21 protein-coding genes, 1 tRNA gene and 2 pseudogenes are annotated in these 18,013 nt (G+C 68.3%); 12 read left to right on the plus strand and 12 right to left on the minus strand.

Annotated elements, in window-relative coordinates; all coding sequences use genetic code 11:
• Positions 1–38: 38 nt before the first annotated feature.
• Positions 39–111, plus strand: a tRNA-His gene (locus AC27LF_RS02920).
• Between the two features lie 841 nt (positions 112–952).
• On the opposite strand, the gene AC27LF_RS02925 is transcribed toward AC27LF_RS02920, so the two are convergent.
• A complete protein-coding gene (locus AC27LF_RS02925; RefSeq protein ID WP_479656004.1) occupies positions 953–1,873 on the minus strand; it encodes a hypothetical protein in 921 nt (306 codons plus the stop codon).
• Positions 1,874–1,899: 26 nt separating this feature from the next.
• The gene (locus AC27LF_RS02930) at positions 1,900–2,217 is read right to left on the minus strand and encodes a PadR family transcriptional regulator (RefSeq protein ID WP_479656003.1); all 318 of its coding nucleotides are present in this window, start codon (positions 2,215–2,217) and stop codon (positions 1,900–1,902) included.
• Positions 2,218–2,352: 135 nt separating this feature from the next.
• Here AC27LF_RS02930 and AC27LF_RS02935 point away from each other — a divergent pair, with 135 nt between their 5' ends.
• Positions 2,353–2,712 (plus strand): hypothetical protein, encoded by a 360-nt coding sequence (locus AC27LF_RS02935; RefSeq protein WP_479656002.1) that lies wholly within the window; start codon positions 2,353–2,355, stop codon positions 2,710–2,712.
• 433 nt (positions 2,713–3,145) lie between these two features.
• Here the strand turns inward: AC27LF_RS02935 and AC27LF_RS02940 are convergent, their stop codons facing one another.
• Together AC27LF_RS02940 and AC27LF_RS02945 are read right to left on the minus strand one after the other, a co-directional pair.
• Positions 3,146–4,006, minus strand: coding sequence for a helix-turn-helix domain-containing protein (locus AC27LF_RS02940; protein ID WP_479656001.1), 861 nt, complete (start codon positions 4,004–4,006; stop codon positions 3,146–3,148).
• A gap of 19 nt (positions 4,007–4,025) precedes the next feature.
• Positions 4,026–4,778, minus strand: a complete 753-nt coding sequence (locus tag AC27LF_RS02945) for a DUF6879 family protein (RefSeq protein WP_479656000.1) — start codon at positions 4,776–4,778, stop codon at positions 4,026–4,028.
• Between the two features lie 172 nt (positions 4,779–4,950).
• Between AC27LF_RS02945 and AC27LF_RS02950 the strand changes: the two genes are divergently transcribed.
• The 6 genes from AC27LF_RS02950 to AC27LF_RS02975 all read left to right on the plus strand — a co-directional run bounded on the left by AC27LF_RS02950 (position 4,951) and on the right by AC27LF_RS02975 (position 8,053).
• Positions 4,951–5,166, plus strand: coding sequence for a hypothetical protein (locus AC27LF_RS02950; RefSeq protein ID WP_479655999.1), 216 nt, complete (start codon positions 4,951–4,953; stop codon positions 5,164–5,166).
• Complete coding sequence (locus AC27LF_RS02955) at positions 5,163–5,495, plus strand: hypothetical protein (RefSeq protein WP_479655998.1); 333 nt, start codon at positions 5,163–5,165, stop codon at positions 5,493–5,495. The genes AC27LF_RS02950 and AC27LF_RS02955 overlap by 4 nt, the downstream gene beginning before the upstream one ends.
• Positions 5,492–5,689, plus strand: coding sequence for a hypothetical protein (locus tag AC27LF_RS02960; RefSeq protein WP_479655997.1), 198 nt, complete (start codon positions 5,492–5,494; stop codon positions 5,687–5,689). Before AC27LF_RS02955 ends, AC27LF_RS02960 begins: the two co-directional genes overlap by 4 nt.
• Complete coding sequence (locus AC27LF_RS02965; protein WP_479655996.1) at positions 5,686–5,844, plus strand: hypothetical protein; 159 nt, start codon at positions 5,686–5,688, stop codon at positions 5,842–5,844. Before AC27LF_RS02960 ends, AC27LF_RS02965 begins: the two co-directional genes overlap by 4 nt.
• Before the next feature lie 191 nt (positions 5,845–6,035).
• Positions 6,036–6,899 (plus strand): radical SAM protein, encoded by an 864-nt coding sequence (locus AC27LF_RS02970; protein WP_479655995.1) that lies wholly within the window; start codon positions 6,036–6,038, stop codon positions 6,897–6,899.
• 23 nt (positions 6,900–6,922) lie between these two features.
• Complete coding sequence (locus AC27LF_RS02975; protein ID WP_479655994.1) at positions 6,923–8,053, plus strand: methyltransferase domain-containing protein; 1,131 nt, start codon at positions 6,923–6,925, stop codon at positions 8,051–8,053.
• Positions 8,054–8,077: 24 nt separating this feature from the next.
• On the opposite strand, the gene AC27LF_RS02980 is transcribed toward AC27LF_RS02975, so the two are convergent.
• On the minus strand, positions 8,078–8,314 hold the full coding sequence (locus tag AC27LF_RS02980) for a helix-turn-helix domain-containing protein (protein ID WP_479655993.1): 237 nt from the start codon (positions 8,312–8,314) through the stop codon (positions 8,078–8,080).
• A gap of 396 nt (positions 8,315–8,710) precedes the next feature.
• Between AC27LF_RS02980 and AC27LF_RS02985 the strand changes: the two genes are divergently transcribed.
• On the plus strand, positions 8,711–9,361 hold the full coding sequence (locus AC27LF_RS02985; RefSeq protein WP_479655992.1) for an HAD family hydrolase: 651 nt from the start codon (positions 8,711–8,713) through the stop codon (positions 9,359–9,361).
• On the opposite strand, the pseudogene AC27LF_RS02990 reads toward AC27LF_RS02985, so the two are convergent.
• The 7 genes and pseudogenes from AC27LF_RS02990 to AC27LF_RS03020 all read right to left on the minus strand — a co-directional run.
• Positions 9,342–9,578: pseudogene (locus AC27LF_RS02990) on the minus strand (transcriptional regulator); the annotation flags it as partial. The gene AC27LF_RS02985 and the pseudogene AC27LF_RS02990 overlap by 20 nt on opposite strands.
• Before the next feature lie 344 nt (positions 9,579–9,922).
• Entirely contained in the window at positions 9,923–10,492 is a 570-nt protein-coding gene (locus AC27LF_RS02995) for a hypothetical protein (RefSeq protein ID WP_479655991.1), read from the minus strand.
• Positions 10,482–10,715: a hypothetical protein gene (locus AC27LF_RS03000; RefSeq protein WP_479655990.1), complete on the minus strand. Its 234-nt coding sequence runs from the start codon at positions 10,713–10,715 to the stop codon at positions 10,482–10,484. Before AC27LF_RS03000 ends, AC27LF_RS02995 begins: the two co-directional genes overlap by 11 nt.
• On the minus strand, positions 10,696–11,664 hold the full coding sequence (locus AC27LF_RS03005) for a CU044_5270 family protein (RefSeq protein ID WP_479664845.1): 969 nt from the start codon (positions 11,662–11,664) through the stop codon (positions 10,696–10,698). The genes AC27LF_RS03000 and AC27LF_RS03005 overlap by 20 nt, the downstream gene beginning before the upstream one ends.
• A pseudogene (locus tag AC27LF_RS03010) lies at positions 11,661–12,273 on the minus strand (RNA polymerase sigma factor). The gene AC27LF_RS03005 and the pseudogene AC27LF_RS03010 overlap by 4 nt, the downstream one beginning before the upstream one ends.
• A gap of 65 nt (positions 12,274–12,338) precedes the next feature.
• Complete coding sequence (locus tag AC27LF_RS03015; RefSeq protein ID WP_479655989.1) at positions 12,339–13,076, minus strand: dienelactone hydrolase family protein; 738 nt, start codon at positions 13,074–13,076, stop codon at positions 12,339–12,341.
• Positions 13,077–13,374: 298 nt separating this feature from the next.
• Positions 13,375–14,430, minus strand: a complete 1,056-nt coding sequence (locus AC27LF_RS03020; RefSeq protein ID WP_479655988.1) for a LacI family DNA-binding transcriptional regulator — start codon at positions 14,428–14,430, stop codon at positions 13,375–13,377.
• A 331-nt stretch (positions 14,431–14,761) separates the two neighbouring features.
• On the opposite strand from AC27LF_RS03020, the gene AC27LF_RS03025 reads away from it, so the two are divergent.
• From AC27LF_RS03025 to AC27LF_RS03035, 3 genes are read left to right on the plus strand one after another with little or no spacing between them, the layout of a single operon-like run.
• Positions 14,762–16,090, plus strand: coding sequence for an ABC transporter substrate-binding protein (locus AC27LF_RS03025; protein WP_479655987.1), 1,329 nt, complete (start codon positions 14,762–14,764; stop codon positions 16,088–16,090).
• A complete protein-coding gene (locus AC27LF_RS03030) occupies positions 16,087–17,112 on the plus strand; it encodes a carbohydrate ABC transporter permease (RefSeq protein WP_479655986.1) in 1,026 nt (341 codons plus the stop codon). The genes AC27LF_RS03025 and AC27LF_RS03030 overlap by 4 nt, the downstream gene beginning before the upstream one ends.
• A complete protein-coding gene (locus tag AC27LF_RS03035; protein WP_479655985.1) occupies positions 17,109–18,011 on the plus strand; it encodes a carbohydrate ABC transporter permease in 903 nt (300 codons plus the stop codon). Before AC27LF_RS03030 ends, AC27LF_RS03035 begins: the two co-directional genes overlap by 4 nt.
• Positions 18,012–18,013 lie beyond the last annotated feature (2 nt).

The raw sequence follows: 18,013 nt of genomic DNA on the forward strand, positions 1-18,013 counted from the left end.
GGCCGGTCGGGGATTCCACACAGTAACCGCCGGTCATGGTGGGTGTAGCTCAGCTGGTAGAGCACCTGGTTGTGGTCCAGGATGTCGCGGGTTCGAGTCCCGTCACTCACCCTGAACGATCAAGGGCTGACCTGGGAAAACAGGTCAGCCCTTCGTCATGCTTCCGCGCTCGGCCAAACCGTGGCCACACACGATCTTGGAAACGCCCTTACATTCCCCGTTATGGCGAGCATCAGGGAGCGCAAGAGCAAGGACGGGACCATTACCTACCAAGTCCGCCGGCTCAGGGCGGGCGCGGCGGCACCTGGGAAAACGAGCGCTTCGGCAGCGAGGACCCGACCGAAGGCCGGGCGCAGGCCGAGCAGTTCAAGAAGCTGGTCGAAGCCCACGGGAACCGGTGGCCGCACGGCTGGGTCCCGGGCGAGGGATTCGTCGAGACCCCAGCCGTCCCGGGAGACGTGCCCCTGGTCGACTACGGCTACCGCTACGTGGACCGTCTCAACGGTGTTGACGAGCGGACCAAGGATGATTATCGGCGGGACATCCGCCTGCATCTGTCCCTGATCCGGCACACCGACCCGCGCGTGCTGCAGGTGCCGGCGACGCCAACGTTAAGGAGGACTACAGCGACATCGCGTACAACGCGGTCGTCTGCCCCCACGGGTACGTCTTCGGCCTGCACCGCAAGACGGGCGCCAACGGCAACCAGAGCCTGAACGCCAAGGACTACGCGGTGTGCGCGATGGTCGGATCGTCCGGCCTCGTGCAGCCGACCAATGCTCTGCTGGACGGTCTGGTCGACGCCATCCAGTGGCTCCGGTCAGGTGGCGCTGCCGGCAGCGAGGTCGGCGGCCACCGCGACGGCTACGCAACCGCGTGCCCCGGCGACCCGCTGTACGCGGGGGTGACGGCGGGCGTTTTGCAGGCAGGCAATGGAACGAGGAGCATCGCACTACTCATCAGCGGACCCGCGCTCTGCGGCTGCCAGCTCGATGCCGCGGATCTTGCCTAGCCACCGGAAGAAGAAATGAAGAGCCACGGCGCAGCCGGCGCACCACCCCCACCCTTCGGTAAGAAGGCTATAGAGGCCATCATGCTTGTGGATGTAGATGGCCTGGAGGCCGACCGCGAGTGCGATCGCCGCCTGTTTCCTCGACTCGGAAGTCAGAAGCCAGTCGACCGGGCGCCACAGTGGTTCCCACAGAGCCCCGCTACGCATTCGGACAGCCGCAACCACGAGACCTGCGGAGTGGCGCAACTGGCCCCAGCCACTAAGGGTCAGGCCCTCCTCTGGAGCGCCAACGAGATCGGCCATCCAAGTGTTACGCATTCGGGCCGCCCGCTGGCCAGCGACGGTCAGCGCAAAGGCTGTGAGGGTCACTACCAGTCGCCTCTGGAGGCTTCGCCGTGCCCAAGCAGCCGCGCGCCTGTGGGGCATCTGCTCCCAAAGAGCCTTGATTAGACTCAATTCGTCCCTGATTGTATCGACCCTTGGCTCAAGCACGGGGGTAAGGATGCGCAGTCTCTCAAGGGTGGCCCGAGCTTCTTCCGCAGCTGCCTCCCTCTCGCGAAAATCTTGCGCCGTTTCAGACTCAGTCAGTTTCTGCTCTGCGTGTTTCAGCATGGAAATCGCCTCTGCCGTCATGTCCTTAACAGCTTCGTATTCCGCGAACACGCGATGAGCTGCCTTGGAGTAGGCCGTGAACGGCTTCCAATTGACGAGGAGCAACAGAAGCGTGAGGGAGCATAGAGTAAAAAAGAAAAGCCGCGCTGGCCCCGGGCCACTGCGAGTGAAGAGCAAATTCACCGCAACCAATGCCGCATTGACGGCGATGCTCGCTCTAAAGAGCCACAGTTCAGGGACGGCTTTCACGATTCGGGCCACCTGGAGTCTTACCCTCATGCCTGGCCGCCCGCCCATCGCAGTACGCTTCGCTGCCGGGCCCGTCGGGCGTCAAGAGCGCCCACAGCAAGCGTGCGCCCCGAGTGCGTAAGAGAGTAGTAACGACGTGGAGGGCGCCCAGGATGGGGTGCGGACTCGTTCCTGCTGGAGACCCAGCCGCGTTCTTCCAGTCGGTCGAGGATCGGGTACACGGTACCGGGCCCGAGGTCAGTGTCTCGGCAGATGCTGAGGCCCCAGGCCTGACTGTCGTCCGTCACAGAGAGCAGGGCCTCCAGGACGGCGATCGTCGGCTTGGTGAGCCGGATGTTCGTCATACCACCAGTGGAGCATGTATCGAGTACGAAACGCAAGCATGTATCGAGTACGAGTCAAAAAGGGTCCTGTCGGCGCGCTTCGGTCGCCCCGCCGGGTCGGCGTCACGACGGTCAGGGTGCGATTTCAGTGACATCATGAGTAGTGAATCCCGCATCATGACGGTCGCCCGGCCAGGCGTCACCTGGGCCTTTTCCCACCTGCCAGTACGGGAAGGCGGTGAGCACATGAGCGACGCCGCGCGGGAGCCCACTGCGGCGGAAGAGGCGGAGACCACCCCCGCAGAGGGGCCAGCCACGGCTGAGGCTGTCCCCGCTGAGGGCGAGGAGCCGACCGCCGAGGTGGCGGAGACGAGTCCTGAAGAGCCCGCGACCACCACGGGCGAGGAAACAGGAACCGAGGAACCCGTCACCGCAGCCGAAGGGACTGGAACCGAGGGACCCGCCACGCCCACGCCCGACGAGGGCGGAACCGAGGAGCCAGCCACGGAAGAGTAGGAGACCGACCACGCCTCCTGTACCCCCGGCACACGGGTGGTAAAGGGGGCGCTTCGTTGTGTCTGGGGTCGGTCATGCGTCGTGTGCATCCGATCCGTCATCCGATGGGCCGCTTCCCGGTGGACCGCTGCTGTGCCGAGCGGTCACCATGCTGCTGCGGCGTGGTCGCCGGGGCTCCCAGCAGGTCACGCCAGGGGTGGGGCCTCTCCCTGACACGCGCCTGCAGGGGCCCCACCCACCAGATCCACATGTGGCCCGGGAGCCTGGCGCGCATACTGTGCGTATGGGGATGGCTCGGCCAGCTTCCGGGCCGCCCTCACGCCGCAGGGATGCCCACGCCCCAGCACAGCCACGCGGGGCTGTGCTGTGCAGGGGGCGTTTCGTGGTGCCCGGAGCCATCAGTGGGGGATGGCTCGGCTGCCCTTCCAGGCGCCTACGAGGCATGCCGCGGGTTCAGTGAGCGCCGCGCCGCGTTGATCACATTCTGGGCGTCCGGGCCGTAGACCGCCGACTCGCGCAGCGTGTTCCAGGTGCGCAGGTAGAGGGTGATGCTGTCGGCGTCGTCGAGCCACATCTCGGCGTGCCACACCTCGGTGACAACCTGGCGCTCGTCATAGATCCAGAACCCGGTGCCGGGCGGGACCTTCATCGACGCAGCGAGCGGCACGATCCCCAGCTCCACGGTGTCCATTCCGATGACACCGGCGAGACGATCGAGTTGGGCGACAAGCACGGAGGGCGAGCAGACGAGGGACCGGAGTACTGGTTCCCAGAGGAGGATGTGGTAGTGCCTGCCCCCGCTGTAGAGGAGTTCCTGCCGCTTCATGCGGGCTCGTACGGATGCCTCGATGTCCCGGGGTGACCGGTGGAGTTCGGCGGATCGGGTGAGGACGGCGCGCGCGTAGTCGGGAGTCTGGAGGACTCCGACGACCCATGAGGACTCCCAGGCCCGGAGCACGGTGGAGCTGGCTTGGGCCTCGTTGTGTGCGTCCTGGACCGGCCGGTGGCCGGCGCCGAGTTGCCGCTTCCAGGAGCGGATGTGCGATTCGAAGCCGGCGAGCCGGGCCCGTAGCTCCTCGTACGCCTCGGGCTGGCCGCATGCCTGTGCCCATTGGCGCAGGTCTTCGGGTGTGGCGGTCTGCTTGCCCAGCTCCAGTTTGGAGATTCGGGAGTTGGGCCAGCCAAGCGTCCGGGCGAGTGCTGTACCGGTGAGCCGGCCGTCAGGGGCCGTGAGCCGAAGCTCCCGGAGCCGCAGCCCCAGTGCCTCGCGTGCCTTCTGGTAGTCCGTGCTCACCGGTACATACTCGCTTCTGCTACTCCTCGACGTGAACTTGGGGCTTGAACTGCTCGTAGGGGACGGCGTAGTGCTGTGCTACGTCGCGCAGCCGGTTGTACTGGTTGACGCGTGCGGGTTCGGTGATCAGCTCGGCGCCGGTGAGGTTGTCGTCATCGTCGAAGAGGCATAGGGCGACGATGTGGGAGTCGAAGATCCAGAAGTCTTCGTTCGGCAGGTTCACCCGTTCGGCGTCCGCCCGCCACATGTTGCGTACGTCTTCGCCGAGGGCGGCGTTCTTCTCGGCGTGCGCCAGGAGGTAGAGCTGCCCGGTCGTCGGAGGGTTGTCGACGATCCGGACCCGGCCGACGTACGCGCCGTCCTGGGTCTTTGCTCGGATCGTCTGGCTCCACGACGTCTCCAGGTCCCAAGTGGGCGCCTCGCCGCGCGTGAACTGGGCGTAGGTGTCGGTGGTCTCGTCCACGGCGTAGCGCCGGCGCATCTCAAGGTGCCAGGCGCTGTGCTGGAAGTTCTCGAAGAGTCGGGCGAACTGTTCCGGTCGGAGGATGCGCGGCTCTGTGTCCCGTTCCCGCGGTCCGAAGTCGATCAACGTGTTGCGCGGCATCACGATCGGGATCTCGTCCTCGTCGATGTGCTGGAGTTGGGCGAGGTCCTGGGGGTCCGTGAGCCGGGGACCGTGCACGATGATCTCGCCGCTGTCCAGGTCTTCGTGCACAGCGGGGCAGCTGCCTTCGCCGCTGCCCGTGCCGTTGAAACGCAGCCGTCGGGCCATGACCAGGTCCTTTCATCGGGGACTGACCACCCCAGCATCCCCACGCTGAGGGCGCGGGGCTACGTGTTCCCTCCACCCTTCTGAGAAAAAACGAGGGAGGCAAGCGAGAGGGCGAGAAAAATCAAGAAAACCGTCTCGCCTCCTCCAAGTAGCGCTCCGTACGGTCCTGTTCATGGCCCAAGGAGGCGAGCTGTACGACGCCGTGAGCGTCGATCCGTTCACCGCCGTGGAAGCGCTGCGGGCGACACTCGATCAGGCCGGGATCGTGCTGCCGTCGCTGTCCGTGGATCCGGCGACACCCGCCCTCGCCCTCGTCGAACTCGGGCGCGTTCGCGCGGACGTGGCCATGCGACTGGCCGACGCACTCCAGCGAGGAGCAGCAGCATGAGCAGAACAGCCACAGAGGTCCCGCCCGAGGTGCTGGAAGTCCTCGCGCTGCCCGACCTGGACGACCTGGACGAGGACCGCGCCGCCGGCCGCGTGTGCGTGTGGGGCGGCGAGTCTCTGACGATCGAGACGGCTGTCGATCTCGGCGAGCAGCAGGCGGCGGACGGCACCCGCTTCCCGCGCGCCTGCCGGAAGTGCACCGCGGACCGCGCGCACCGCGGCCTGTTCGCCCACGCGCCCCTGTGCGACCTCTGCAAGACAGCAGAGACCGCAGCCAGTTGCGTCGTCGGCCGCAGCCTGTACCGGCTGGTGAGGGACTGCCGCCGATGACGACTACTGCCGGCGGCGTCGGCTTGTGCTCCTGGTGCCGGCTGATCGCCACCGACCGCCTGCTGATCCAGGTCCCAGCGGACGCCGGTTCGGGCCCGGGCGCCCCGGCTCACTACGCGTGCGGCCGGTGCCGGGAGAAGCACCACCTGACCCCGCTCGCCGACCAGGCCCCGGCCGAGGGAGGCGGCTCGTGAAGTTCTGCCGCCGCTGCGACAAGCCCATCCACGGCTCGGCCGACGAGGTGTCCTCGCTGCGCCCGACCGGCGCCGCCCCGGCCGTGTACACCCACCCGGGCGGCCGGTGCCCGAAAATGCCGCAGCAAACCGCACCAGTGCAGCGCACCCCGTGAGCCGTCGCCCGTCCCGTGCCCCGTGATCACTCGGGGCGGGCGGCCCCTGCCCGTGGCCCCGGATGACATTCCGGCCGCGGCCATCGGGCAGGTCAGAGACCCGGAGCGGGGACTGCATGGATCGTGCTCCCCACGACGACTCGCCTCGCTCCGGGCCGCAAGGAAGTCCCGCGAACCTGAGGAGAACGCCGATGACGACCGCCCCCGAGGCACCTACCCGGCAGACCGTGCCGGAGTTCCTGGAGCTGGAGATCACCGGCAGGTGCCAGCTCACCTGTCCGTCCCTCTGCTACGCCAAGGCCGGCCCCACCGAGGGCCACGGCAGCATGACGGCCGACGACTGGAAACGCCTCATCAGCGAGGCCGCCGAGATCGGCGTGAAGAAGGTCCAGTTCATCGGCGGCGAGCCGACCATGCACCCCGACTTCGAGGCACTGGTGCACCGCGCCCTGGCCCTCGGCCTCGCGGTCCAGGTCTACAGCAACCTGTACCGCGTCAAACTGGAGCACTGGGCCCTGTTCGAGCAACCGCGAGTATCGCTGGCGACGTCGTACTACAGCGACCTGGCCGACGAGCACGAGCGGGTCACCGGCCGGAAGGGCTCGCACGGCGCGACCCGCGCGAACATCGTCCAGGCCGTCAAGCGGGGTATCCCATTGCAGGTCGGCATCGTCGAGGTGTTCGAGGGGCAGCGCACCGCGCAGGCCCGCGAGGAGCTGCTGGCGCTCGGGGTCCGCACGGTGAACACGGACCGGGTCCGCAGCGTGGGCCGGGGCGAGGTCCACGTCCCGAGCACCAAGGACCTGTGCGGGCGCTGTGCGGACGGACGGGCCGCGGTCATGACCGACGGGACGGTCACTCCGTGCGTGCTGGGCCGCTTCCTGGACACCGGGAACGCGAAGACCCACGGGCTCACCGCGGTGTTCGCCGGGAAGCGGTGGGCGGACACCGCGGCCGGCATCCCGCGGCGGACGGCGTCGGCAGCGTGCACGCCCGACGACTCCAACGACTGCGACCCGTCGAACACGGAAGCCTGCGACCCTGCTTACGACTAGGCCAACGAGAGGGCAGTGAAGCGATGAAGTGGCAACCGCCGGCCCGGCGCCTGGCGCACGAGGTCGTACGGCCCGAGTCCCGCTGGCACGCAGCTGTGGCCAGAGTGCCGCGGCACCAGTTCGTTCCCCGCTGGTGGGAACCGGACGGCGAGGTATGGAGGTTACGAACCGGGCCCGACGACCCGGCCGCGTGGCTGAAGGCCGCCTACAGCGACCAGACGCTCGTGACCCGGGTCGAAGCCCACCACGCCGACAACGCCAGCAACGGCGATGTTCTGACCGCCGGTCAGCCGACCTCGTCGTCGACGCTGCCCAGCCTCGTCGTACGGATGTACCGGCACGCGATGATCTCCGACCAGGACCAGATCCTCGTCACCACGGGCACCGGATACGGTACCGCTCTCGCGTGCGCCAGGCTCGGCGCCGGCCAGGTCACCAGCATCGACATCGACGAGCACCTGGTGCAGCTCGCCACCGACCGGCTCGCACTCCATGGCGAGAACCCACGGATGGAGGTCTGCGACATCACAGGGCCGCTGCCCGGCGAGTACGACCGGATCGTCTCCACCGTGTCCGTGCGGCCCGTCCCAGTCTCCTGGCTGCGAGCCCTGCGGCCCGCCGGCCGACTCGTGACCACGATCGCCGGCACCGGGCTGATCCTCACCGCGGACAAGAACGCGGACGGCGGCGCCATCGGCCGCATCGAGTGGGACCGCGCCGGGTTCATGCGGACCCGACACGGCGACGACTACGACCACCCCGACGAATCCGTATGGAAGGAGGCAGGCGACGGCGAGGGAGAAGAGACCTCCACCAGCCGCTACCCACTACTCAACCCGCAGGACACATGGGACGTCATGTCGATGCTGGAACTGAAACTCCCCGGCATCGAGTACCGGGTCCGCGAAGACGGCGACGCCCGCACGGTGTGGCTGCTCTACCCCGACGGCTCATGGGCCCGCGCCACAGCAACCGGGTTCCTCGACTCGCCGGTCGTCCACGAAGGCGGACCTCGGCGGCTGTGGGCGGAGCTGGAACGCATCCGCCACCGCCTGAACCGGTCCGGTGCGCTGCCCGTCTACGGCGCCCGGGTGGCCATCTCCCCGGACGGGACGACCACCCTCACCCGAGGCTCCTGGACCGCCACCCTCTAGCCCCACCCAGCGCGGGCCAGCCCGTCACCGCACGAGATCGGCGAGGGGCACGCCGATGGCGTCGGCGATGCGGATGAGCGTGTCCAGCAGGGGCGACGCGTGTCCCTGCTCGATCCGGCTGTAGGTGGCGATGTCGATCCCACTCCTGCCGCACACCTCGACCTGGGTCAGGTTGTGTGCCTCACGAACGCGGCGGATCTGCTCCCCCACCTGGCGGCGGCGGGCAATGACCCGGTCGTCGGGCGGGGTGGGGCGTGACACGCGTCCACGCTCCCGACATCATGATCAAAAGGGATTAGGGTCGACCCTAATTTGTGTGATCTTGAATGCGAGTGGGCATGCCCCGAGCAGCCCCCACCCCACAGACACCCTCCCCCGGCTTGCTCCCCAGGCGGACGGGGTGAGGGCAGCAGCGCCCCCGCGGGTTGCGGGGGCGCTGCACGTTTTCGTGATCACGGTTGGGCGCTTTTCGACTCAGTCGCACGGCGACCTCCACCCCGCCCATTGCCGCCTGTTCCCACGGGAACAGCGACCCGCATCCAGCGTCATTCAGCGACATCGAACGACATCGAATGTCATCCATTTGTCCGCATTCAGGGCATCGTTGCAGGTCACAATATGCTCAAGAATCAGGTTCGAGTCCCGTCACTCACCCTGATGGCCCAAGGGCCGACCTGGAGAACAGGTCGGCCCTTGGGCGAATACGGCGCCTGGGCCGACTGGCTCGGCGTATCCCGGCACACTTTCCACGCCATGTTCGGCGCTGTCATCACCCAAGGCCGCGACTACCGTGACACCTTCCAGGAGTTCCGGCCCGGCTTCGACCTGTACGCCGAACGCGAGCGCCGCGCTGAGGCGGGCCAGCCGGAGACCTTCGGCGAGGCAGACCTGTACCCGGACGTCCGAGACGCGCTCACCGCGCTCCGGGCCGACGGGCTGTGGTTGGGCATCGCCGGGAACCAGACGGTCCGTGCGGGCCGGATCCTGCGCGAGCTGTTCTCCAACGACGTGGACCTGATCGGCACGTCCGACGACTGGGGTGCCAGCAAGCCGGACCGGGCGTTCTTCGACCGCGTCGCCGAGGTCGTGCCCGCGGAGCCCGGCGAGATGCTGTACGTCGGCGACCGCGTGGACAACGACATCCGCCCCGCCCGCCAAGCCGGGATGCACACCGCGCTCTTGCGCCGGGGCCCTTGGGCCACGATCCAGTGGAACAGCGAGGCCGCGCAGAAGCTTCCGACCTTCCGGGTCGAGAGCCTTCTGGAGCTGTCCGGGCAGATCGGCCGGTTCAACGCGCGAGAGCGCTGACGGTAGTCGACCAGTCGTACAGCCGATCGTCCAGGTCGCGCACCCACTGCTCGTGCTGGTGCGGTGCCAGCGTGCGCCGCACCTCGCGGATCCGGTCCAGGCCCATCGCGTACCAGGTCCGCTCCAGCTGGTCGAGCGCACGCACGGCGTACCGGCATGCTGCCTCCGTGTCGCCGGCCGCGGCCTCGACGGCGGCGAGGTCGCCGAGGATGACGGATGTTGCCCCCGTCTACGGCGCCCGAGTCACCATCGACCCGGACGGCACCACCATCCTCGCCCGAGGGTCCCGGACCGCCACCCTGTAGCCGCGACCAGCGCGGGGCGGCCCGTCACCGCACGAGGTCGGCGAGTGGAACGCCGATCGCGTCGGCGATGCGGATGAGAGTGTCCAGGAGCGGGGAGGCGTACCCCTCCCTGTTCGATCCACCTGTAGGTGGCCATGTCGAACGGCACGGAGGGGGCCTCACGGGGACTGTCTCCAGGAGGGACGGATGAGCGCGCCGACTCGGACCCGAAGACGAACCTGACCGTTGAACTGGCGGGGCGTCTTGCCGCGGCGATTCAATGCCATGTGCGCCACTGTTTGAACATCTCCAAGTTGCGGATCACGACGCTCTCCCAGTCCTTACGGACGGGCTCGGCGCCCAGTTCGTTGAGCTGAATGAGGACGTGTTCGAAGGCGACGCGGCCGGTGGGCATGTGGCTGCGGCGTGAAAGCACCGCATCGTGGCTGAGTTCTCCACTACCGATATGCAAGTGCGGGTAGTCGATGTCGCTCTTGGACTCGGGGTGCCAGTGGTATGCCGCGATCTCGGCGCCCCCGGGACGGTTGAGCGTGTAGTAGTAGGCCTTCGTGCTGATCTTGTACCGCTGGCTGGCCGGGACTCGTTCGCCGCGCTTGTTTATGTCCTGCTCCACCACCGTGAACGAGATCAGTCCGTCGATCTCGACCGGCAGTCCCGCCACCTGTACAGGCTGCCCCCAGTTCAGCACCGCGGTGTAGCGGCCACCGATCTCCGGGCCGCCCTTGGGACGGTGGTACGCCCAGCTGACAGGCAGGACGGAGCAGGTGGACTCATTCAGCGGGTTTAGGAAGGCATCGACGGCGGCTCTTGGGGTCCTACCGGGCATCGGCCGCGCGGATGAGGGGGATCAGCAGTGCGACCTCCTGGGCCCGGGGATTCTCTTCCGAGAGGTTCGCGAATCGTCCCGCGTCCCAGCGACGCAGGAACTCCTCGCCGCTGATGCCCAGCTTGCGACGGGCGGTCTGGTCGAAGATGCGCTGGGCGTCCTCGTCGCTGATCTCCTCAGGAGGTGGTGCCGACTCACATGCGCTATGCGTGTAGATGCTCACAGCTAGTCCCCCCAACAATGACGGCGTGTCCTAACCACCCTGCCCTGCCCACCGAGATCGTTTCCAGTTCTCGGCGCAGATTGTAACGAGTTCCCTCTGAAGAGTGACCCATACGCAACCGAACGCAGAAAGCCCAGCGCGCGCCCGGGACAGGCGCCTTCACGCCCCTGGCCCTCGGCCAGATGGGCGCGGACCCGGTGCGCTCGCCGCTGACCTCGTCCAGCCTGGCCACCGCCACCCCGTGGCGCCCGACCGCGTCGACCGCGTCGTCCACCGTGACCACGCCGGGGATCTTGGCCGCGGCCTTGTAGAGAGCGGCCTCAAGCGCGGCGGGCGGGTACGACTCCCCGATCAGATCCCCGATCATCTCGAAGACCGCGTAATCGGGGCTGTTGCCCTGGCCCTTGCTGTCCTCGTAGATCTTCTTGAGCAGCGCGTCGGGGTCGGTGGACAGCATGACGAGGTCGTTGTACGCCCCCGCGCCGGCGTACGGCGAGTCCAGAGTCTCGCCTCCGTCGGGGCTTTTGCCCGGTTCGATCAGCCAGCCCTTTTTTCCGCCTATCGACGGCCAGACCTGCCTCCGGTGCAGCCAGGGAGGTCCGGTCGAGCAGCGTGGTGGTACCGCTCGCGCTGGCGGTGCCGATCGGTGGTCAGCACGGGACCGGTGGCGACGCCGGGACCGGTATCGGCGTCCCGTCCGGTGAGCAGGCCACCGGCGGCGATCGCGCCGGCCAGGGCGCACGCCGCCACGGGCAGGACGATCGCCGGGCGCAGGAACCGGTTGCGCCGCTTTGGAGGGCGGGCGGGGGCGGTGGTCGTCGTGGACCTGGGCCATCAGGCGCTCCTTGCGGAACTGATGGCGGCCCGCCGGCAGATCCCGCTCCACCGGTGGCAGGAGGTCTTCGGTCTCCTGCCACTCGGCCGGATGCGGCGAGGGACTGGCGTTCATCGGATTCCTTTCCGTGCGGACCGGACCGCGTTTGCGCGATCGCCTCTTACCTGTCGAGGCGGTGCGGCGAGTTCCCGTTCGTCTCCCGCCAGTTCCGCGTCGGCGAGTCTGCACAGTCTCCTGCGAGCCCGGGACAGCCGGGAGCGGACGGTGCCGACAGGGATGCCGAGGGTGCGCGCGGCGTCGACGTACTCCATGCCCTCCCACAGGCACAGGACAAGGACCTCGCGTTCGGGGCGTTTCAGCGCGCCGAGAGTGGTCAGCGTGGCGCTGATACGACGCCGGTCGTCCACCTGGCCGGCCACCTCATCGGCATGGTCGCGGATGTCGGCAGCCGCGGCCCGGTAGCGCCGGTTGCTGCGGCGATGGTTGCGGGCGACGTTGGTGGTGATGCTCAGCAACCACGGCCGCAGCGACCCCCCTTCCGCGTCGACCTTCCCGCGCAACCGCCATGCCTCCAGGAAGGTCGCGGACATGACGTCCTCCGCGACGGACCAGTCCGCGGTCAACCGGAACGCGTGGTTGTACACCGCGTGCGTAGGCGTCGAAGAGGGCCGCGAAGGCGTCGGGATCCCCGGCTCTTATCCGGGTTCGCAGATCTGTGGTCACTCCTGTCGGCTGTCCAGCACCTGATGGTGAGTTCCAGTGGCGTACATCACCTCAATACCGCCACCTCACTGGGCCCGGCCTCGCTTCAGGTGCCGGGCGAAGAACCGGGCCGCGTCGTCCGCCTCGAACCACGGGGTACCGGTGTGCCCGCCCAGATTGGCGTGCAGCGTCTTCTCCTTGGTGCCGAAGGCGTCGAACAGGTCCAGGACCGGCTGCCGTTCCATCCCTTCGTCGTCCCACTGCATGAGGAACTGCAAGGGGACGGCGACCTGCCGGGCCTCCTCGCGCAGGGTGTCGGGCACGAACGTCTGGCCGAAGAAGGCGGCTGCCGAGATGCGTGGCTCCACCACCGCCAGCCGAATGCCGATGGCGATCATCCCGTCGTATCCGACCGGGCCGCCGATCGCGGGCAGCGATAGGAGGGCGTCCAGGGTGGTCCGCCATTCCGGGACCGCCTTGTCGACCAGCGGGACGATGAAGGCGTCGACGATCCCGTCGACCGGCTCGCCGGCCTGTATCGCCCGGCGGAGGTCGGTGCGGAACCGCTCGTCGGCGGCGGAACGGGGCCGGTCGCCGCATCCGGGGGCGTCGATGGCGGCCACCGCGAAGCCGTACTCCGCCGCGTAGAGCCGGGCTCGGGTGACCAGCCTGGGCAGCCGCTTGTGCAGGCCGCCGGGGTGGCCGATCAGGATCAGCGGGGCCGGTGCGGATCCGGGCGTCCACAGGACGCCGGGGATCTCGCCGAGGGTGAATTCGCGTTCGAGGACGCCGTCGTCAAGGCGCTGCTCGGAAGTGAATCGCATGGTCGTGCCTTTCGGGAGTGCTCTGGAACGGCGCTCCCGGACGACCTATCGCCCGACCGTGACCCCGGAGGGGAGCACCCATGTCGATACGTTCACGGGTACCACCTCCTCGTTCTCTCGCACGGCCTCCGGAAAGTTAGCAGCGGCCGCCGTGGTCCGCCAACGTGTTGACGAGGGCGCGAGGAGTTCCACAAGGCCACACGCGGACCGAGCCACCCGGCGCGCCCGCCCTCGGCGCGGGTCGTTCGTCGGGGCGGCTCGCCGTCGTTCGTCCTGGTCACCAAGACGTTCGTCGTGGTCACGACGATGCGCGGATGACCAGTTCCGTCGGGAGGACCGCGTGCCGGCGTTCCAGGCCGCGGGAGACCGCGGGGCGGCGGTCGGCGATGTCCGTCAGGAGCAGGTCGAGCATGGCGCGGCCCATCTCCTCGATGGGCTGGCGGACGCTGGTGAGCGGCGGGTCCATGTGGCGGGCGATGGCCGAGTCGTCGTAGCCGACCAGGGCCACGTCGTCGGGGATGCGGCGGCCCGCCTCGCGCAGCACCTGCCGGGCGCCGGCCGCGGTGACGTCCGAACCGGCGAACACCGCGTCCAGGCCGGGGTCGCGCTCCAGCAGCCGGGCCATCGCGCGCCGGCCGCCGCCCTCGGTGAAGTCGCCTGATTCGATGAGGAGTTCGTCCACCGGGTGGCCGGCGTCGCGCAGGGCGTCGCGGTAGCCGTCGACGCGTCGCTGGGCGCCGTACACATCGAGGCGGCCGGTGATGTGGGCGACCGTGCGCCGCCCGCGGGCGAGCAGATGCTCGACGGCCGAGCGGGCGCCGCCGTAGTTGTCCGAGTCGACCGAGGTCAGTGTCTCCGCCGCGGAGCGCGGGCCGCTGATCACCGCCGGGATCTCCAACTGGGCCAGCAGATCGGGCAGCGGGTCGTCGGCGTGCACGGACACCAGGAGCACGCCGTCCACGCGGTGTGCCGCGAGGTACTGGGCGAGCCGCTGCCGTTCGCGGTCGCTGCCCGCGAAGATCAGCAGCAACTGCATCTCGGTGTCGGAGAGTTCGGCTCCCACTCCGCGCAGGATGTCCGAGAAGTACGGTTCCGCGAAGAACCGGGTCTCCGGCTCGGGGACGACCAGGGCGACGGCGTCGGTGCGGTTCGCGGCGAGCGCGCGGGCCGCCGTGTTCGGCACGTACCCCAGCTCGGCGACGGCCGCCTCCACGGCCGCGCGGGTGGCGTCGCTGACCCGGGGCGAGCCGTTGATCACCCGGGAGACCGTGCCACGGCCCACACCGGCCCGTGCGGCGACCTCTTCAAGGGTCGGCCGACGGCCACTGCGCCCCCGCGTTCCGTGGCTTGCCATGGCCTCCGCCTCTCTGGACCGGCAATCTGCCTGGTGTGGAATGTAACAGCCCCCGCGTGCGGGGCCGGCCGTGCACCGGTGCCATGACGGTCCCGGTGGGACGAGTGGGAATTAGTTAACAGGCAGATAACTGAACGCATTTGGCCGCGTCCGCTCCCTTGACACCCCCGCTCGAACCGACGACTCTTCAACTCATCACTTGTGGGAGCGCTCCCACAGTACCTGACACATACACGTCCCGCACGTTCCCCGCCCGAGCCGCAGCGAGTACGAACGGGCCCAACAGAGCAGTTGGCCGGGGGGTCGGCACGTCAGGCAACAGGAGGACTCAATGCGCACGAGTACCCGCCGGTCCCGCAGGCTGGTGGCCTTCGCGGCCGTCGCCGCGCTGACTACGGGAGTGCTGGCCGGCTGCGCCAACGACTCCGACGACGGTTCGTCGAAATCGGGCGGCGGCAACGGCGACGGCACGGGCAAGACCACTTTGACCATCGGGACCTTCGGTGTCTTCGGCTACAAGCAGGCCGGCCTCTACGACGAGTACATGAAGCTCCACCCCGACATCACCATCAAGGAGAACGTCACCACCCGCACCGACGTCTACTGGCCCAAGGTGCTCACCCGGCTCCAGGCCGGTTCCGGCACCGATGACATCCAGGCCATCGAAGTCGGCAACATCACCGAGGCCGTGCAGACCCAGGCCGACAAGTTCGTGGACCTCGGCAAGGAGGTCGACAAGTCCCAGTGGCTTGACTGGAAGCTGGCCCAGGCCACCACCAAGGACGGCAAGACGATCGGGCTCGGCACGGACATCGGCCCGATGGCGATCTGTTACCGCAAGGACCTGTTCAAGAAGGCCGGTCTGGAGACGGACCGGACCAAGCTCGCCGCGCAGTGGAAGGGCGACTGGGCCAAGTACGTCGAGCTGGGCAAGGAGTACATGAAGAAGGCGCCGTCCGGCACCAAGTTCGTGGACTCCGCCTCCTCGGTCTACAACGCGGCCCTCGGCGGCGCGAAGGAGCGCTACTACGACGACGGCGGCAACGTCGTCTGGGACAAGTCCGCGGGTGTGAAGACGTCCTGGGACGTGGCGATGACCGTGGCCACCAGCGACATGTCCGCGAAGCTGAAGCAGTTCGACAAGCCCTGGGACCAGGGCTTCGCCAACGCCACCTTCGCCACGGTGGCCTGCCCGGCCTGGATGATGGGCTACATCCAGGAGAAGTCCGGTGACTCCGGCAAGGGCAACTGGGACGTGGCGGCGGCCCCGACCGCGGCCAACTGGGGCGGCTCCTTCATCGGCGTGCCGACGGCGGGCAAGCACCAGAAGGAGGCCATCGCCCTGGCGAAGTGGCTGACCGCGCCCGAGCAGCAGGCCAAGGTCTTCGCCAAGCAGGCCAGCTTCCCGTCGACCCCGTCGGCGTACGCGAGCCTGAAGCCGGCCGCGGACACCACGGCGTACTTCTCCGACGCGCCGATCACGCAGATCTTCGCGGACTCGGCGAAGACCATCCCGACGCAGTACTTCGGCATCAAGGACCAGCCGATCAACTCCGCGATCACCGACATCGGCATCCTCCAGGTGGAGCAGAAGGGCAAGAACCCGACGCAGGGCTGGGACGCCGCCACCAAGGAGATCAAGGACGTGCTCGGCCAGTGACCAGCTCCAAGCAGGCTCTCGCGCAGCCCGCGTCGAGTGCCGACGCCGCGCCCGGCTCCCAGCCGGGCGCGGCCCGGGGCGCTCACGGTCGCGGTGCGCCGGCGGGCGCCGACTCCTGGCGCAGCCGGTTCTACCGCTGGGACATGAAGGCGTCGCCGTACGCGTTCATCGCCCCCTTCTTCATACTCTTCGGGGCCTTCTCGCTGGTCCCGCTGCTGTACACGGCCTGGTACTCGCTGCACGACGTGCAGTTGTCGTCGCTGGACCACCAGACCTGGGCGGGCCTGGACAACTACCAGAACCTGTGGTCGTCGGACTTCTTCTGGAACGCCCTGAAGAACACCTTCACCATCGGGGTGATCTCGACCGTGCCGCAGCTGCTGGCCGCGCTCGGGCTCGCGCACCTGCTGAACTACCGGCTGCGCGGCTCGACCGTGTGGCGGGTCGTGATGCTCACCCCGTACGCCACCTCGGTGGCCGCGGCGACGCTGGTGTTCACGCTGCTGTACTCGTGGGACGGCGGCATGGTCAACTGGATCCTGCACTTCTTCGGTGTGGATCCGGTCAACTGGCGTGAGTCGGACTGGGGTTCGCAGTTCGCGGTGTCCTCCATCGTGATCTGGCGGTGGACCGGCTACAACGCGCTGATCTATCTGGCGGCGATGCAGGCCATCCCGACCGACCTGTACGAGTCGGCGGCGATCGACGGCGCCAACCGCTGGCAGCAGTTCCGTCATGTGACGATCCCTCAGCTGCGGCCGACGATCCTGTTCACGGTGGTCGTCTCCACCATCGGCGCGACCCAGCTGTTCGGCGAGCCGCTGCTGTTCGGCGGGGTCAGCGGTTCCAAGGGCGGCTCCGAGCACCAGTACCAGACGCTCGGCCTGTACATGTACGACCAGGGCTGGATCATCGGCAACCTGGGCAAGGCGTCCGCGATCGCCTGGTCGATGTTCCTGATCCTGGTGATCGTCGCCGTGATCAACATGCTGTTCACCCGACGCCTGAGGAAGTCCCAATGACCACCAGTGAACTCACCCTCCCGGGCGGCGCGGGCACGAAGCGGCCGGGGCGCGGACGGCGCCGGGTGATGGGCGCGGGCAAGCAACTGCACGCGGGTCCGGTCACCTATGTCGTCCTGACGGTCTTCGCGCTGGTCTCGCTGGCGCCGCTGGTGTGGACGGCGGTCGCGGCCTCCCGCACCGACCGGCGGCTGGCCCAGACCCCGCCGCCGCTGTGGTTCGGCGGCAATCTGTTCTCCAACCTGCAGTCCGCCTGGGACGAGGCGGGGCTGGGCACCGCCATGGTCAACTCGCTGATCGTGGCGGGCACGATCACGGTCAGCACGGTGCTGTTCGCGACCCTCGCCGGGTTCGCCTTCGCCAAGCTGCGGTTCCGGTTCTCCAACCTGCTGCTGGTGCTGACGATCGGCACCATGATGATCCCGCCGCAGCTCGCCGTCGTACCGCTGTATCTGTGGATGTCGGACCTGGGCTGGTCGAACCAGTTGCAGACGGTGATCCTGCCCAGCCTGGTGACCGCGTTCGGCACGTTCTTCATGCGGCAGTACCTGGTGCAGGCGCTGCCGACCGAGCTGATCGAGGCGGCCCGGGTGGACGGGGCGAGCAGTCTGCGGGTCGTGTGGCACGTGGTGTTCCCGGCGGCGCGGCCGGCGATGGCCGTGCTCGGCCTGCTGACCTTCGTGTTCGCCTGGAACGACTTCCTGTGGCCGATCATCGCCCTGAACCAGCAGAACCCGACCGTGCAGGTCGCCCTGAACTCGCTCGGCACCGGCTATGTGCCGGACCAGGCGGTGATCATGGCGGGCGCGCTGCTCGGCACGCTGCCGCTGCTGGTCGCCTTCCTGCTGTTCGGCAAGCAGATCGTGGGCGGGATCATGCAGGGAGCGATCAAGGGCTGACC

It is taken from the genome of Streptomyces diversicolor (assembly GCF_057537855.1).